13 protein-coding genes are annotated in these 14,699 nt (G+C 66.8%); 9 read left to right on the top strand and 4 right to left on the bottom strand.

Going from position 1 to position 14,699, the window contains the following annotated elements; translation table 11 throughout:
- Nucleotides 1–85 precede the first annotated feature (85 nt).
- From galE to rfbC, 5 genes are read left to right on the top strand one after another with little or no spacing between them, the layout of a single operon-like run.
- Nucleotides 86–1,108 (top strand): UDP-glucose 4-epimerase GalE, encoded by a 1,023-nt coding sequence (gene galE, locus AC30PD_RS17365; RefSeq protein ID WP_489536922.1) that lies wholly within the window; start codon nucleotides 86–88, stop codon nucleotides 1,106–1,108.
- Between the two features lie 34 nt (nucleotides 1,109–1,142).
- Nucleotides 1,143–2,198: a dTDP-glucose 4,6-dehydratase gene (rfbB, locus tag AC30PD_RS17360; RefSeq protein WP_489536921.1), complete on the top strand. Its 1,056-nt coding sequence runs from the start codon at nucleotides 1,143–1,145 to the stop codon at nucleotides 2,196–2,198.
- Nucleotides 2,195–3,091 carry a dTDP-4-dehydrorhamnose reductase gene (gene rfbD / locus AC30PD_RS17355; protein ID WP_489536920.1) on the top strand — a complete coding sequence of 299 codons (897 nt, stop codon included), beginning with the start codon at nucleotides 2,195–2,197 and terminating at the stop codon, nucleotides 3,089–3,091. Before rfbB ends, rfbD begins: the two co-directional genes overlap by 4 nt.
- An 11-nt stretch (nucleotides 3,092–3,102) precedes the next feature.
- The gene (gene rfbA / locus AC30PD_RS17350; protein WP_489536919.1) at nucleotides 3,103–3,993 is read left to right on the top strand and encodes a glucose-1-phosphate thymidylyltransferase RfbA; all 891 of its coding nucleotides are present in this window, start codon (nucleotides 3,103–3,105) and stop codon (nucleotides 3,991–3,993) included.
- 15 nt (nucleotides 3,994–4,008) lie between these two features.
- Nucleotides 4,009–4,557, top strand: a complete 549-nt coding sequence (rfbC, locus tag AC30PD_RS17345; protein WP_489536918.1) for a dTDP-4-dehydrorhamnose 3,5-epimerase — start codon at nucleotides 4,009–4,011, stop codon at nucleotides 4,555–4,557.
- A gap of 6 nt (nucleotides 4,558–4,563) precedes the next feature.
- Here the strand turns inward: rfbC and AC30PD_RS17340 are convergent, their stop codons facing one another.
- Genes AC30PD_RS17340 through AC30PD_RS17330 form a run of 3 tightly spaced genes read right to left on the bottom strand, consistent with a single transcriptional unit; the run spans nucleotide 4,564 to nucleotide 6,485 of the window.
- The gene (locus tag AC30PD_RS17340; protein ID WP_489536917.1) at nucleotides 4,564–5,304 is read right to left on the bottom strand and encodes a TIM44-like domain-containing protein; all 741 of its coding nucleotides are present in this window, start codon (nucleotides 5,302–5,304) and stop codon (nucleotides 4,564–4,566) included.
- A gap of 19 nt (nucleotides 5,305–5,323) precedes the next feature.
- A complete protein-coding gene (gene ubiE, locus AC30PD_RS17335) occupies nucleotides 5,324–6,055 on the bottom strand; it encodes a bifunctional demethylmenaquinone methyltransferase/2-methoxy-6-polyprenyl-1,4-benzoquinol methylase UbiE (protein WP_489536916.1) in 732 nt (243 codons plus the stop codon).
- Nucleotides 6,056–6,068: 13 nt separating this feature from the next.
- Nucleotides 6,069–6,485, bottom strand: coding sequence for a gamma-butyrobetaine hydroxylase family protein (locus AC30PD_RS17330; protein ID WP_489536915.1), 417 nt, complete (start codon nucleotides 6,483–6,485; stop codon nucleotides 6,069–6,071).
- A gap of 147 nt (nucleotides 6,486–6,632) precedes the next feature.
- Between AC30PD_RS17330 and AC30PD_RS17325 the strand changes: the two genes are divergently transcribed.
- The 3 genes from AC30PD_RS17325 to AC30PD_RS17315 are packed head-to-tail and all read left to right on the top strand — an operon-like array spanning nucleotide 6,633 to nucleotide 9,213.
- On the top strand, nucleotides 6,633–7,637 hold the full coding sequence (locus AC30PD_RS17325) for a Bug family tripartite tricarboxylate transporter substrate binding protein (protein ID WP_489536914.1): 1,005 nt from the start codon (nucleotides 6,633–6,635) through the stop codon (nucleotides 7,635–7,637).
- A 19-nt stretch (nucleotides 7,638–7,656) separates the two neighbouring features.
- On the top strand, nucleotides 7,657–8,490 hold the full coding sequence (locus tag AC30PD_RS17320; RefSeq protein ID WP_489536913.1) for an arylamine N-acetyltransferase family protein: 834 nt from the start codon (nucleotides 7,657–7,659) through the stop codon (nucleotides 8,488–8,490).
- A gap of 9 nt (nucleotides 8,491–8,499) precedes the next feature.
- Nucleotides 8,500–9,213: a hypothetical protein gene (locus tag AC30PD_RS17315; RefSeq protein WP_489536912.1), complete on the top strand. Its 714-nt coding sequence runs from the start codon at nucleotides 8,500–8,502 to the stop codon at nucleotides 9,211–9,213.
- Between the two features lie 18 nt (nucleotides 9,214–9,231).
- Here the strand turns inward: AC30PD_RS17315 and AC30PD_RS17310 are convergent, their stop codons facing one another.
- A complete protein-coding gene (locus AC30PD_RS17310) occupies nucleotides 9,232–13,125 on the bottom strand; it encodes a DUF3683 domain-containing protein (RefSeq protein WP_489536911.1) in 3,894 nt (1,297 codons plus the stop codon).
- 252 nt (nucleotides 13,126–13,377) lie between these two features.
- On the opposite strand from AC30PD_RS17310, the gene ugpB reads away from it, so the two are divergent.
- Nucleotides 13,378–14,691: a sn-glycerol-3-phosphate ABC transporter substrate-binding protein UgpB gene (ugpB, locus tag AC30PD_RS17305; RefSeq protein ID WP_489536910.1), complete on the top strand. Its 1,314-nt coding sequence runs from the start codon at nucleotides 13,378–13,380 to the stop codon at nucleotides 14,689–14,691.
- The last annotated feature ends 8 nt before the right edge of the window (nucleotides 14,692–14,699 follow it).

The following is a 14,699-nucleotide window of genomic DNA, read 5'->3' as shown; positions in this document are numbered from 1 at the left end:
GTGTGCAACGGGCCGGGAGCGCCGGCGCCGCGCGGCGAAGCCCGAGCGCTACGATAGTGCCCCACCCCAGCCCCACCCCGTCGAGATGAAAAACCCCCTCGTTCTGCTGACCGGCGCCACCGGGTACATCGCCTCGCACACCTGGCTCGCACTGTTGGGGGCCGGCTACCGCGTGCTGGGCATCGACAACTTCTCGAACAGCTCGCCCGAGGTGCTGACACGCCTGAAGACGCTCGGCGGCACCACCCCCGACTTCATCCAGGCCGACGTGTGCGATGCCTCGGCCGTCGATGCCGTGTTCGCCCGCGAACCGATTGCCGCGGTCGTCCACTTCGCGGCCTTCAAGGCGGTGGGCGAAAGCGCGGCCAAACCGCTGGCCTACTACGCCAACAACCTGAACGGGCTGTTCACGGTGTGCCACGCGATGGAGCGCCACCAGTGCAAAACGCTGGTGTTCAGCTCCAGCGCCACGGTCTACGGCAAGCCCGAACGCCTGCCGATCCGCGAAGACGCGGCCCTGTCGGCCACCAACCCCTACGGCGCCACCAAGCTGATGGGCGAGACGGTGTTGCGCGACCTGCAGGCTTCCGACCCGGCTTGGGCCATTGCGACGCTGCGCTACTTCAACCCGGTGGGCGCGCACGAAAGTGGCCTGATCGGCGAAGATCCGCGCGGCACGCCGAACAACGTGATGCCCTTCATCAGCCAGGTGGCCGTGGGCAAACGCCCGCGCCTCGCCATCTTCGGCAACGACTACGACACGGTCGACGGCACCGGCGTGCGCGACTACATCCATGTCAGCGACCTGGCCGAGGGCCACGTGGCGGCACTGCGCCACCTGCTCGCCGGCAAGGGCTCGATCGTGGCCAACCTCGGTACCGGGCGCGGCAGCAGCGTGCTCGAACTGGTGCGCGCCTTCGAACGTGCGAGCGGGCGCGAAGTGCCTTACGAGATCGTCGCGCGCCGCCCCGGCGACATCGACGCCTGCTACGCCGACCCGGCGCTGGCCAACCAGCTGCTGGGCTGGCGCGCCACGCGCGACCTCGACTCGATGTGTGTGGACAGCTGGCGCTGGCAGCACATGAACCCGAACGGGCTGGCCGGTTGAGCCGCCCTTCTTTCCCCACTTCACCCTCATCGCCATGATCCTTGTCACAGGCGGCGCCGGCTTCATCGGCGCGAACTTCATCCTCGACTGGATCGATCAGGTCGGTGAACCGGTGCTCAACCTCGACGCGCTCACCTACGCCGGCAACCTGCAGAGCCTGGCTTCGCTGAAGGGCGACGCGCGCCACGTGTTCGTGCACGGCGACATCACCGACCGTGCGTTGCTCGACCGGCTGTTCGCGCAGCACAAGCCGCGTGCGGTGGTGCACTTTGCCGCCGAAAGCCATGTCGACCGCAGCATCCACGGGCCGGCGGCCTTCGTGAAGACCAACGTCGAGGGCACGTTCACGCTGCTCGAAGCGGCACGTGCCCACTGGTCGAGCCTGCAAGGCGATGCGAAGGCGGGCTTCCGCTTCCACCATGTCTCGACCGACGAGGTCTACGGCTCGCTGGTCAAGGGCGAGGCGGCGTTCACCGAAACGCGGCCCTACGAACCCAACAGCCCGTATTCGGCCAGCAAGGCGGCCAGCGACCACCTGGTGCGCGCCTGGTTCCACACCTACGGCCTGCCGGTCGTCACGACCAACTGCTCGAACAACTACGGGCCGTACCACTTCCCCGAGAAGCTGATCCCGCTGATGATCGTCAACGCCCTGGCCGGCAAGCCGCTGCCGGTGTACGGCGACGGCCAGCAGATCCGCGACTGGCTGTACGTGAAAGACCACGGCTCGGCGATCCGCGCGGTGCTGGCGCGGGGCATGCCGGGGCAGGTCTACAACATCGGCGGCTGGAACGAGAAACCGAACATCGAGATCGTGCAGACCGTGTGCGCGCTGCTCGACGAGATGCGCCCCGACCCGGCGGGCAGCCACGCGCGGCTGATCACGTTTGTGGCCGACCGCCCCGGTCACGACCGACGTTATGCCATCGACGCCCGCAAGATCGAACGCGAACTCGGCTGGAAGCCTGCCGAGACTTTCGAGACCGGCATCCGCAAGACCGTGCGCTGGTATCTGGACCACCCCGACTGGGTGGCGCAGGTGCAGAGTGGCGCCTACCGCGACTGGGTCGCAACCCAGTACGGCGCATGAAGATCTTGCTGCTCGGCAAGAACGGCCAGGTCGGCTGGGAACTGCAACGCTCGCTCGCCGTGCTGGGCGAGGTGGTGGCCCTCGACTTCGACAGCCCCGGCCCGCTGAGCGCCGACTTCTCGAAGCCCGAGTCGCTCGCCGCCACGGTGCGGTCGGTGGCGCCGCAGCTCATCGTCAATGCGGCCGCACACACGGCCGTCGACAAGTGCGAAAGCGAGCCCAATCTCGCACGCGCGCTGAACGCCAGTTCGCCGGCCGTGCTGGCGCGCGAAGCGAAAACGCTCGGCGCCTGGCTGGTGCACTACAGCACCGACTACGTGTTCGACGGCAGCGGCAACACGCCCTGGCTCGAAGACTCGACCACCGGCCCGCTCAACGTGTACGGGGCCACCAAGCTCGAAGGCGAAGAAGCCGTCCGTGCCAGCGGCTGCCGGCACCTGATCTTTCGCACCAGCTGGGTTTACGGCGCCCGCGGTGGCAACTTCGCGAAAATCATGCTCAAGCTCGCGGCCGAACGCGAGCGCCTGACCGTGATCGACGACCAGTTCGGCGCACCGACGGGCGCCGACATGCTGGCCGACATCACCGCCCACGCCGTGCGCACTGTGGCGCAACGGGCTGAGCTTGCCGGCACGTACCACGCGGTGGCCGCCGGCGAGACCACCTGGCACGGTTACGCGCGCCACGTGATCGAGTTCGCGCGCGCAGCCGGGCGGCCGATCAAGGTCGCGCCCGAGGCCATCGAACCGGTGCCGACCAGCGCCTTCCCGACACCCGCGAAACGACCCGGCAATTCACGCATGAACACGCAAAAACTGCGCGACAGCTTCGGCCTGGCCCTGCCCACCTGGCAGACCGGCGTCGACCGTCTGTTGACCGAAGTGCTGGGCTGAACATGAAGACCATGAACACACCGAACCGCAAGGGCATCATCCTCGCCGGAGGCTCCGGCACCCGCCTGCACCCGGCCACGCTGGCGATGAGCAAACAGCTGCTGCCGGTGTACGACAAGCCGATGGTCTACTACCCGCTGAGCGCGCTGATGCTGGCCGGCATGCGCGACATCCTGCTGATCAGCACGCCGCAAGACACGCCACGTTTCGAGGCCCTGCTCGGCGACGGCGCACGCTGGGGCGTGAACATCAGCTACTGCGTGCAGCCCAGCCCCGACGGCCTGGCGCAGGCTTTCATCCTGGGCAAGAACTTCGTCGGCGGCAACCCCAGCGCATTGGTGCTCGGCGACAACATCTTCCACGGCCACGCGCTGCAGGAGCTGCTGGAAAGCGCGGCCGCCCGCACCGCCGGTGCCTCGGTGTTCGCCTACCACGTGCAAGACCCCGAGCGTTACGGCGTGGTCGAGTTCGACGACCACAAACGCGCCCTCAGCATCGAAGAAAAGCCCAAGGCGCCGAAGAGCCACTACGCCGTGACCGGGCTGTACTTCTACGACGAGCAGGTCTGCGACATCGCCGCTGCGATCAAACCTTCGGCACGCGGCGAGCTCGAGATCACCGACGTGAACGCGGCATACCTCCGCCAGGGCCAGCTCAGCGTCGAGATCATGGGCCGCGGTTATGCGTGGCTCGACACCGGCACCCACGACAGCCTGCTCGAAGCGAGCCAGTTCATCGCCACGCTCGAAAAGCGCCAGGGCCTGAAGGTGGCCTGCCCCGAAGAGATCGCCTACCGCTCGGGCTGGATCAGCGCCGAGCAACTCGAAGCGCTGGCGCAGCCGATGCTGAAGAACGGCTACGGGCAGTACCTGCAAGGGTTGCTGAAGGACAAGGTTTACTGACACGAAAGAGACGGGATGAAGATCACCCCCACCGCGATCGCCGACGTGCTGCTCCTCGAGCCGCGTGTCTTCGGCGACGAGCGCGGCTTTTTCATGGAGAGCTTCAACCAGAAGACCTTCAACGCCACCACGGGGCTCGAACTCGACTTCGTGCAAGACAACCACTCGCGCTCGGCCAAGGGCGTGTTGCGCGGCCTGCACTACCAGCTGGCGCCGCATGCGCAGGGCAAGCTGGTGCGGGTGACGCAGGGCCTGGTGTTCGACGTGGCGGTTGACATCCGCCGCGCCAGCCCGAGCTTCGGGCAGTGGGTGGGCGTGGAACTGAGCGGCATCAACCACCGCCAGTTGTGGGTGCCGCCGGGCCTGGCCCACGGTTTTCTGGTGCTCAGCGAGTCGGCCGACTTTCTCTACAAGACCACGGCCTACTACGAACCGAAGGCCGAGCGCTCCTTGCGCTGGAACGACCCGGCGCTGGCGATCGCCTGGCCCGATGTCGGCATGCCGCCGCTGCTGGCGGCCAAAGACGCCGCGGCGCCCGGCCTGGCCGAACTCGACGCCGCCTGACCTGGATCAGGGCAGGTCGAGCTGGCGCGCGAGGCGCCAGCCTTCGGCTTCGTTCTTCTGGCGCGCCAGCATCCACAACTCGCGGAACGGCAGCGCGCCGGTTTCTTCGCATTCGCGGATGATCCCCGAGAACTCGACGCTCGCCAGGTAGCCCGCGCCGACGTCGTCGAAGCCGAGCAAGCGGGCCTGCAGCGTCAACACCTCGGTGCGGTTGGGTGCGCCTTGGCAGTCGGGCATCTGGGTGCAGAGCTCGGACAGCATTTCAGGGGTGGTCAAGGCGCGCAGCACCTCGACCTCACGGCGGTCCCAGGCCGCTTGCAGTGTGATGAACTGGCGCCGCAGGTCGGCAAGCAGCGTGTCGTGATCGAAGCCGGCGGGCAGCGCGATCGCCGCTGGCGATGCCGCAGGTCTTGCCGGCGAGAGCACGGCGCGCGGCGCGAGCGACCGCAGGCCCGTGGCGAACGGTGCGCGGCGCAGCCCCCAGAGCACGGCCGCCGCCGCACTGAGCAGCAAGGCGACGCCGAGCATCGGCAAGGCCTCGGCCGACAGTGGAGCCGGCAAGGCCTGGCTCACCAGCAACGCAGCGAGCGCGACGAAAAACCCCAGCGAGGCGGCCACCGTGCCCATCGTGGCGGCGTTCGCCGGCTGCCAGCCGAGCGCCAGCACGAGGCCCACGCAGACGGCGGTCGGTGCCGTCGATCGGCCGACACGCGGCCGGCCGGTAAAGGGCTGTGGCAGGGTCTTCACGGCTTCTCGCTCCGCCCGCTCAGCACTTGATGCCCACATGCAGCGCGACCACACCCGCGCTGAGGTTGTGCACGTCCACATGGCCGAAGCCGGCAGCCTTCATCATCGTCTTCAGCTCGGCCTGGCCCGGATGCATGCGGATCGACTCCGCCAGGTAGCGATAGCTTTCGCCATCGCGCGCCACCAGTTCACCGATGCGTGGCAGCACCTTGAACGAGTACCAGTCGTAGGCCTTGGCGAGCGGCTGCGCGACCTTCGAGAATTCGAGCACCAGCAAACGCGCGCCGGGCTTGAGAACCCGGTTCATCTCGGCCAGCGCCTTGTCCTTGTGGGTCATGTTGCGCAGGCCGAAGGCGACACTCACCAGGTCGAAGGTGCCGGTGGCGAAAGGCAGGGTTTCGCCGTCGCAGATCGCGGTCGGCAGCACGAGGCCTTCGTCGAGCAGGCGGTCGCGGCCCTGGCGCAGCATCGCTTCGTTGATGTCGGTGTGCACGACGGTGCCACGCGGCCCGACCTTGTTCGCGAAAGCGCGCGCCAGGTCGCCGGTGCCGCCGGCGATGTCGAGCACGCTCTGGCCTTCGCGCAGGTTCGCCACCGCCACGGTGTAGGCTTTCCAGGCGCGGTGCAGGCCCATCGACATGAGGTCGTTCATCACGTCGTACTTCGACGCGACCGAATCGAACACGCCACGCACGCGGCCGGCTTTCTGCGATTCGTCGACGGTCTGGAAACCGAAATGGGTGTCGCTCATGGTCGCACCCGGTTCAGTGCTGGTGGCCGCACGACGACGCGGGCTTGGCCACCGTGGCGGTGTCGCGGTCGGCACCGGCCTCGAGCAGGCGCGCTTCGTACTTGCGCCAGAGCTCGTCTTGCTGCGAGCCCAGGAAGTAGAGGTAGTCCCACGAATAGATGCCGGTGTCGTGGCCGTCTGAAAAGCTCGGCTGCACGGCGTAGTTACCGACCTGTGCCAGCCCGTTCAGGCCCACCTCGCGCTTGCCGGTCTGCAGCACCTCTTGGCCGGGCCCGTGGCCTTGCACCTCGGCCGACGGCGAGTACACCCGCATCAGCTCAAACGGAATGCGGAACTGCTGGCCGTCGGAGAAGCCGACTTCGAGCACGCGCGATTGCTGGTGCACGGTGATCGCCGTCGGTTGGGGTGTCTGCGCTGTCAGGCCGGCCATGGTGTCGGAGGGGTTCGGTTGGAGCGCAGGCAGTGTAACGAAGGCGCTGCCCCCGTTTCGATTGGGGCTTTGGTGCAAGCCACCCTGGCGAGCGCCATCGCCGGGCCTCGCTAAGATCTCGCATCCCATCCCTGAAGACACCCCACCATGACGCATTCACCCGCGACCCGCCGTACCCTGCTGTGCGCCACCGCTGCACTGAGCAGCCTGCTGGCCCTGGCACCTTTCGCCGCACAAGCGCAGACTTGGCCGACCAAACCGGTGCGCTGGGTGGTGGCCTACCCCGCCGGTGGCGGCTCCGACTTCCTGGCGCGCCAGCTCGCGCCCCAGCTCGGCAAGCAGCTCGGCCAGACCATCGTGATCGACAACCGCCCTGGCGCCGCCGGCATGATCGGCACCGACAACGCCGCCAAGTCGCCGCCCGACGGCTACACGATCGTCACGGGCGACAACGGCGCGATGGTGTTCCACACCGCCATGTACAAGAAGGTGCCCTACGACCCGCAAGACCTGGCGCCGATCGGGTTCATGGCGCGCTTCCCGCTGATCCTGGCCGTGAACCCGGCTTCGGGCTTCACGAGCGCGAAACAGCTGATCGAAGAGCTGAAGAAGAACCCCGGCAAGTACAGCTACGCCTCGCCCGGCGTGGGCAGCCCGCACCACCTGGCGATGGAACTCTTCAAGGACCGCACCAACACCTTCGTCGTGCACGTGCCCTACCGCGGCACCGCCATGGCGGTGCAGGACGTGATCGGCGGCCAGGTGCCGATGATGGTGCTCGACACGGCCGCCGGCCTGCCGCAGATCAAGAGCGGCAAGGTGAAGGCGCTGGCGGTGATGTCGAAGAAGCGCATTCCATCACTGCCCGACGTTCCCACGCTCGACGAGATCGGGCGCGCGAATGGCCTGAAGGACTTCGAGGTCACGGCCTGGCAGGGCCTGTTCGCGCCGAAGGGCACACCGCCCGACATCATGGCGAAGCTGACCAGCGAAATGAACAAGGCGATCAACGTGCCCGAAGTGCGCGCGCGCCTCGAAGACTTCGGCCTCGAAGTGGTGCCGACCGACGGGCCGGCTCTGGGTGCGTTCATCCAGACGGAAACCAAGTTCTGGCACGCGCTGATCAAGGATCGAAAGTTGTCGGCGGAGTGACGGAAGCAAGCACCGCCCGATGACGCCCGCTGAGCTCGACGCCTACCTGCAGCGCATCGGCCACACCGGGCCTTGCGCGCCCGACCTGGATACGCTGGCTGCCGTGCTGCTCGCGCACACGGGTTCGATCGCGTTCGAGAACATCGACCCGTGGCGGGGTGTTCCGGTGCGGCTCGGCGCCGAGGCGCTGCATCAAAAGCTGGTGCACGGCGCGCGCGGCGGTTTCTGCTACGAGCACAACCTGCTGCTTGCCGACGCCTTGCGCGCGCTCGGCTTCGCGCCTGTTCAACTGGCGGCGCGGGTGCTCTGGAACGTGCCGGCCGAAACCACCAGGCCGCGGACGCACATGCTGCTGATGGTCGAAGTGGCCGGCCACCGCCACATCGTCGATGCAGGTTTCGGCGGCCAGATCCTGACCGGCCCGCTGCGCATGGACCTGCCCACCCCGCAAGCCACGCCGCACGGCCGCTTCAGCCTGGTGGGCGCGCAGGGCGGCTGGGTCCTGCAGGCCGAGGCAGCCGCCGGTGCGTGGAAGAGCATGTACAGCTTCGACCTGCAGCCACAGCAGCTCCCCGACTACGAGCTGCCTTGCTGGTACCTGTGCCACCACCCCGAGTCCCTTTTCGTGCAGACGCTGATCGCGGCGCGGCCGGTGACCGCGGGCCGGCAGGTCCTGCGCGACCGTGTGCTGACGTTGCACGCGCTCGATGGCATGCCGCACGTGCGGGTGCTCGCTTCTGCGCGTGAACTGCGCGACGTGTTGAACGAGGTGTTCGGCATCGACACCACTGGCCTCCACGGCCTGGACCAGCGGTTCGAACAACTGCCCATGCCCGCTGCGGCCACCGCCTGAAGCCGCCCGATGCGCAACGCCATCGACTTCAGCTCCTGGCAAGGTGTCCTGTCGACCCTGCTCGGGCTGGCGGTGGTGTCACTCGTGGCCGTCGGCATCCGCCTGCTCGTGATGCAGAGCGTGCAGCAGCGGCGCGAACGCCAGAACCGGCAGATCAACGAACGGCTGAAGACACTGATCTCGGCTTACAAGAGCCTCGGTGGTTCGTTCACCGGCGATCTCACGGTGGACCCGAGCCACTTGCGCGAGCTGCACTCCAGGGAACGGCCAGACGATGCCTTTCTCGGCGGAACCTCGTCGATGGCGGACGAAGCCCCTGACCGTGGCCGGCCAGGCACCGAGCGTCGCCGCCGCACCCGCGACGCTGTGGAGGCGGCGCTCTCGGACGTCATGCTGCTCGGCACGGAGCAGCAGGTGCGCCTGGCTGTGCAGGCCGCCAACGACATGGTGGCGGGCCGCCCGGTCGAGACCGCCGCGCTGGTGATCTCGTTGCGCGCCTTCATCCGTGAAGTGCTGGACCTCGAAACCATCCCGACCGACCTGTCGATCCCCAAGCAAGGCCCGGTCCGCGCCAGTGGCGCGGCGGCGCGGGGTGGGCGGGCAGAACGCAGTGGCGCGGGCGGTGGTGAAGGAAGAGGCGCCGGCGGGACGGGCGGAGCCGGCGGGGGAGCCGCGGGCGGCGCTGACTCAGCCGGCGTGGCCCTCCACGACAATCTGCCCTGAGCGCGCGAGCCTGGCGCCCTACACCAGCACGCGCTCGATGCCACCTTCGTTGGCGCGCTCCACATACTCGGGCAACCAGTCTGGGCCGAGGATCTGGTTGGCCATCTCGACGACGATGTAGTCGGCTTCCAGCAAACCGTTGTTCAGGTCGCCGGTGTAGCGAGACAAGCCCTGCAGGCAGCTCGGGCACGAGGTGAGGATTTTCATCGGCCCCTTGTCTGCCACCGCACCGGTGGCGCGCAATGCCGCTTCGTCCTTGCGCAGCTCTTCTTCCTTGCGGAAGCGCACCTGGGTCGAGATGTCGGGGCGTGTCACGCCGAGCGTGCCACTTTCGCCGCAGCAACGTTTGCTCTCGATCACGTTGGCGCCGACGAGCGCCTTCACGGTCTTCATCGGTTCCTGCAGCTTCATCGGCGTGTGGCAGGGATCGTGGTACAGGTAACCACCGCTCGAGGCCGACCCCAGCGTGATGCCCTTTTCCAGCAGGTACTCGTGGATGTCGATGATGCGGCAGCCGGGGAAGATGTCTTCGAACTGGTAACCCTGCAGCTGGTCATAACACGTGCCGCAGCTCACCACCACGGTCTTGATGTCGAGGTAGTTCAGCGTGTTGGCCACGCGGTGGAAGAGCACCCGGTTGTCGGTGATCATCTTCTCGGCCTTGTCGAACTGGCCCGAGCCGCGCTGCGGGTAGCCGCAGCACAGGTAACCCGGCGGCAGCACGGTCTGCACGCCGGCGTGCCAGAGCATTGCCTGCGTGGCCAGGCCCACCTGCGAGAACAGGCGCTCCGAGCCGCAGCCGGGGAAGTAGAACACCGCTTCGGTCTCACCGGTGGTCGTCTTCGGGTCGCGGATGATCGGAACGTAGTCCTTGTCTTCGATGTCGAGCAGCGCGCGTGCGGTCTTCTTCGGCAGACCACCCGGCATCTTCTTGTTGATGAAGTGGATCACCTGTTCCTTGATCGGCGCGGTGCCGACCGTGGAACGCGGTGCCGCCGTCTGCTTGTTGGCCAAGCCCCGCAGCAGGTCGTTCGCCAGGCGCTGCGCCTTGAAGCCGATGTCGACCATGCCCACGCGCAAGGCCTTGATGGTCTCGGGGTTGGTGGCGTTCAAGAACATCATCGCCATCTTGTTGCCGGGGCGGAAGCTCTTCTTCCCCATCTTGGTCAACAGGTTGCGCATGTTCATCGAGACGTCGCCGAAGTCGATGTCGACCGGGCACGGGCTCAGGCACTTGTGGCACACGGTGCAGTGGTCGGCCACGTCTTCGAACTCTTCCCAGTGCTTGATCGACACGCCGCGGCGCGTCTGCTCTTCGTAGAGAAAGGCCTCGACCAGCAGCGAGGTGGCGAGGATCTTGTTGCGCGGGCTGTAGAGCAGGTTGGCGCGTGGCACGTGCGTGGCGCACACCGGCTTGCACTTGCCGCAGCGCAGGCAGTCTTTCACCGAGTTGGCGATCTCGCCGATGTCGCTGCGCTGCATGATCAGCGACTCGTGGCCCATCAGGCCGAAGCTGGGCGTGTAGGCGTTGGTCAGGTCGGCTTTCAACGCCGGGTCGCGCAACAGCTTGCCCTTGTTGAAGCGGCCCTGCGGGTCGACGCGCAACTTGTAGGCGGTGAAGTCGGCCATCTCTTCAACCGTCAGGAATTCCAGCTTCGTGATGCCGATGCCGTGCTCGCCCGAGATCACGCCGTCGAGGCTGCGCGCCAGCTTCATGATGCGGGCCACGGCTTCGTGCGCCGTCTGCAGCATCTGGTAGTTGTCGCTGTTGACCGGGATGTTGGTGTGCACGTTGCCATCACCGGCGTGCATGTGCAGCGCCACCCACACCCGGCCCTTGAGCACCTGGCCGTGGATCTTCTGGCACTCGTCGACGATCGGCTTGAGCGCCGAGCCGGCGAAGATGTCTTGCAGCTTCGCCTTGATCTGCGTCTTCCACGACGCGCGCAGCGTGTGGTCTTGCAGCTCGGTGAAAAAGCTGCGGCCGGTTTCTGGCTGCACCTGGTCGAGCTGCGCCAGCCAATGCCGCCATTGCCCGCCGACCTCTTGCAACAGCGCCAGCGCCTGCTGCACGCGGTCTTCGAGCAACTCGGCCGAAGCGATCTCGCCGGCGTCGTCGCTCTTGCCGAGCGGCAACTGGCCTTTCATGAAAAACGCTTCGAGCGCGTCGACCAGCTCGAGCTTGTTGCGCAGGCTCAGCTCGATGTTGATGCGCTCGATGCCTTCGGTGTACTCGCCCATGCGCGGCAGCGGGATCACCACGTCTTCGTTGACCTTGAAGGCGTTGGTGTGCTTGCTGATCGCCGCCGTGCGCTTGCGGTCGAGCCAGAACTTCTTGCGCGCTTCGGCGCTGACGGCGATGAAGCCTTCGCCGGCGCGGCCGTTGGCCAGGCGCACCACCTCGCTGGTGGCACGCGCCACCACGTCGGCGTCGTCACCGGCGATGTCGCCGAACAGCACCATCTTCGGCAGGCCGCCGCGTTTGCTCTTGGTGGCATAGCCCACGGCGCGCAGGTAGCGGTCGTCGAGATGCTCCAGGCCGGCCAGGATCGCGCCGCCCGCCTTCGCTTCGGCGAACATGAAGTCCTTGATGTCGACGATGCTCGGCACCGCGTCTTTGGCGTTGCCGAAGAATTCGAGGCACACCGTGCGTGTGTGCTTCGGCATCTTGTGCACGACCCAGCGCGCCGAGGTGATGAGCCCGTCGCAACCTTCTTTCTGGATGCCCGGCAGGCCGGCGAGGAACTTGTCGGTCACGTCCTTGCCCAGGCCTTCCTTGCGGAAAGTGGCGCCCGGAATGTCGAGCCGCTCGGTGCGTTCGAGCTTCTTCCCCGAAGCGTCGAAGTAGCGCAACTCGAAGCTCGCCACCTCCACGTCGTGGATCTTGCCCATGTTGTGGTTCAGGCGCGTGACTTCGAGCCATTTGGCTTCGGGGGTGACCATGCGCCAGGAGGCGAGGTTGTCGAGCGCGGTGCCCCACAGCACGGCCTTCTTGCCGCCGGCGTTCATCGCGATGTTGCCGCCGATGCACGAGGCCTCGGCCGACGTGGGATCGACCGCGAACACGAATCCGCCACGCTCGGCCGCGTCGGCCACACGCTGCGTGACGACGCCGGCTTCGCTCCAGACGGTGGCGACCTCACGGTCCAGGCCCGGCAAGGTCTTCATCTCGACCTCGGTCATCGCCTCGAGCTTCTCGGTGTTGATGACCGCGCTGTTCCAGGTGAGCGGCACCGCGCCGCCGGTGTAGCCGGTGCCGCCGCCGCGCGGGATGATCGTGAGGCCGAGTTCGACGCAGCCCGCCACCAGCGAAGCCATCTCGGCTTCGGTGTCAGGCGTGAGCACGACGAACGGGTACTCGACGCGCCAGTCGGTCGCGTCGGTCACATGCGAGACGCGGCTCAGGCCGTCGAACTTGATGTTGTCCTTCAGGGTCACCCGGCCCAGCACCTTCGCGCAGCGGCGGCGCAGCTCGGCGACCTGGCCGAATTGCTCGGCGAACGAGGTGACTGCGGCGCTGGCCGCCTGCAGCAGTTCGCCAACGACGGCATCACGTTCGGCGTCGTTGCCCGGGGTGCGGCGCTTTTGCACTTCACCCAGCCGGTGGTGCAGCGCCTCGATCAGCAGCTTGCGGCGCTTCGGGTTGTCGAGCAGGTCGTCCTGCAGATACGGATTGCGCTGCACGACCCAGATGTCGCCCAGCACCTCGTACAGCATGCGGGCCGAGCGGCCGGTCTGGCGCTCGTCGCGCAGGCGGTTCAGGAGTTCCCACGCGCGGCTGCCGAGCAGGCGGATCACGATCTCGCGGTCGGAGAACGAGGTGTAGTTGTACGGGATCTCGCGCAGTCTCGGCGCGTGCGGAGCAGCCTGGGCGGCGGCGCTGATCTGGCTCAGGGCGAGGGGTGCGTTCATGGGGGCCGGGGGCGCGTGGCGGCCCCCGTGTTGGCACTTGGAGACGAATCGTACCGCAGGGCATGTGGCACTGCAGCAAAGGGTGGTGTCGCGCCGGCGACGCAGCCAGCGGGCTTATCCCAGTTGTCGCGAGCCGGCTTCCACGCGATAACCCACGCCTTGCCACATGCGCTTGCCACATGCGCTTGTCATATTCGCGCAGCAAACTGCCGGGTTGGCCACGAGCCACCCTCAACGCATCACGGAGTTGTCATGAAAACAAGGTCTCTCGCTTTCGCTTCCGGTCTGTTCGTGCTGGCCCTGTCTGGCGCCGCCCAGGCACAGACCGAGATCCAGTGGTGGCACTCGATGACCGCCGTCAACGGCGAGTGGGTCAACGACTTGGCCAAGGACTTCAACGCCAGCCAGAAGGACTACAAGATCGTGCCCACTTTCAAGGGCACTTACGACGAGTCGATGACCGGCGCGATCGCCGCGTTCCGCGCCGGCAACGCACCGCACATCCTGCAGGTGTTCGAAGTGGGCACGGCCACGATGATGGCCAGCAAGGGCGCGATCATTCCGGTCGGCCAGATCATGAAGGACGCGGGCGTCAAGTTCGACCCCGCCGCCTACGTGCCGGCGGTGGCGGGCTACTACACCGCACCGAACGGCCAGATGCTGAGCTTCCCGTTCAACAGCTCGACGACGATCTTCTACTACAACAAGGACGCCTTCAAGGCGGCCGGCCTCGACGCCGAGAAGCCCCCCACCACCTGGCCCGAAGTGACGCTGGCCGCCGCCAAGCTGAAGGCCAGCGGCCACAAGTGCCCGTTCACGACCGCCTGGCAGGGCTGGACCCAGCTCGAGAGCTTTTCAGCTTGGCACAACGTCGAGTTCGCGACCCAGCGCAACGGCCTGGCGGGCCTGAACGCACGCATGAAGGTCGACTCGCCGCTGCACCAGCGCCACATCGAGAACCTGGCGAACATGTCGAAGCAAGGCATGTTCATCTACAAGGGCCGCGGCAACGTGCCCGAGGCGAGCTTCATCTCGGGTGAATGCGCGATGATCAACACGTCTTCGGGCTTCTACGGCAACGTGGCGAAGAACGCGAAGTTCGGCTACGGCCTCGCCGCGCTGCCCTACTACCCCGACGTACCGGGCGCACCGCAGAACACCGTGATCGGCGGCGCGAGCCTGTGGGTGCTCTCGGGCAAGAAGCCGGCCGAATACAAGGGTGTGGCCGCGTTCTTCAACTACCTCTCCAGCCCCGAGGTGCAGTCGGCCAGCCACAAGCGCACCGGTTACCTGCCGATCACGACCGCTTCATACCAGCTCACCGAGAAGTCGGGCTTCTACAAGGAAAAGCCCGGCACCGACGTGGCCGTGACGCAGATGATCCGCAAGACGACCGACAAGTCGCGCGGCATCCGCCTGGGCAACTACGTGCAGATCCGTGCGATCGAAGACGAAGAACTCGAGCAGGTCTGGGGCGGCAAGAAAACCGCGAAAGAAGCACTCGACTCGATCGTGAAGCGCGGCAACGAACTGCTCGAACGCTTCGAAAAAGCGAACAAGTCCTGACGCCCGCA

Origin of the sequence: Rhizobacter sp. (assembly GCF_032229685.1) — a bacterium.
Lineage (GTDB): Bacteria > Pseudomonadota > Gammaproteobacteria > Burkholderiales > Burkholderiaceae_C > LMDS01.
Note: the sequence above shows the minus strand (reverse complement) of the source record. Positions and strands in the feature narration are given on the sequence as shown.

Bases quoted from the DNA above. Each gene is read 5' to 3' on its own strand.
- galE (WP_489536922.1), top strand. From the start codon at position 86: ATGAAAAACCCCCTCGTTCTGCTGACCGGCGCCACCGGGTACATCGCC.
- rfbB (WP_489536921.1), top strand. From the start codon at position 1,143: ATGATCCTTGTCACAGGCGGCGCCGGCTTCATCGGCGCGAACTTCATC.
- rfbD (WP_489536920.1), top strand. From the start codon at position 2,195: ATGAAGATCTTGCTGCTCGGCAAGAACGGCCAGGTCGGCTGGGAACTG.
- rfbA (WP_489536919.1), top strand. From the start codon at position 3,103: ATGAACACACCGAACCGCAAGGGCATCATCCTCGCCGGAGGCTCCGGC.
- rfbC (WP_489536918.1), top strand. From the start codon at position 4,009: ATGAAGATCACCCCCACCGCGATCGCCGACGTGCTGCTCCTCGAGCCG.
- ubiE (WP_489536916.1), bottom strand. From the start codon at position 6,055: ATGAGCGACACCCATTTCGGTTTCCAGACCGTCGACGAATCGCAGAAA.
- AC30PD_RS17330 (WP_489536915.1), bottom strand. From the start codon at position 6,485: ATGGCCGGCCTGACAGCGCAGACACCCCAACCGACGGCGATCACCGTG.
- AC30PD_RS17325 (WP_489536914.1), top strand. From the start codon at position 6,633: ATGACGCATTCACCCGCGACCCGCCGTACCCTGCTGTGCGCCACCGCT.
- AC30PD_RS17320 (WP_489536913.1), top strand. From the start codon at position 7,657: ATGACGCCCGCTGAGCTCGACGCCTACCTGCAGCGCATCGGCCACACC.
- AC30PD_RS17315 (WP_489536912.1), top strand. From the start codon at position 8,500: ATGCGCAACGCCATCGACTTCAGCTCCTGGCAAGGTGTCCTGTCGACC.
- AC30PD_RS17310 (WP_489536911.1), bottom strand. From the start codon at position 13,125: ATGAACGCACCCCTCGCCCTGAGCCAGATCAGCGCCGCCGCCCAGGCT.
- ugpB (WP_489536910.1), top strand. From the start codon at position 13,378: ATGAAAACAAGGTCTCTCGCTTTCGCTTCCGGTCTGTTCGTGCTGGCC.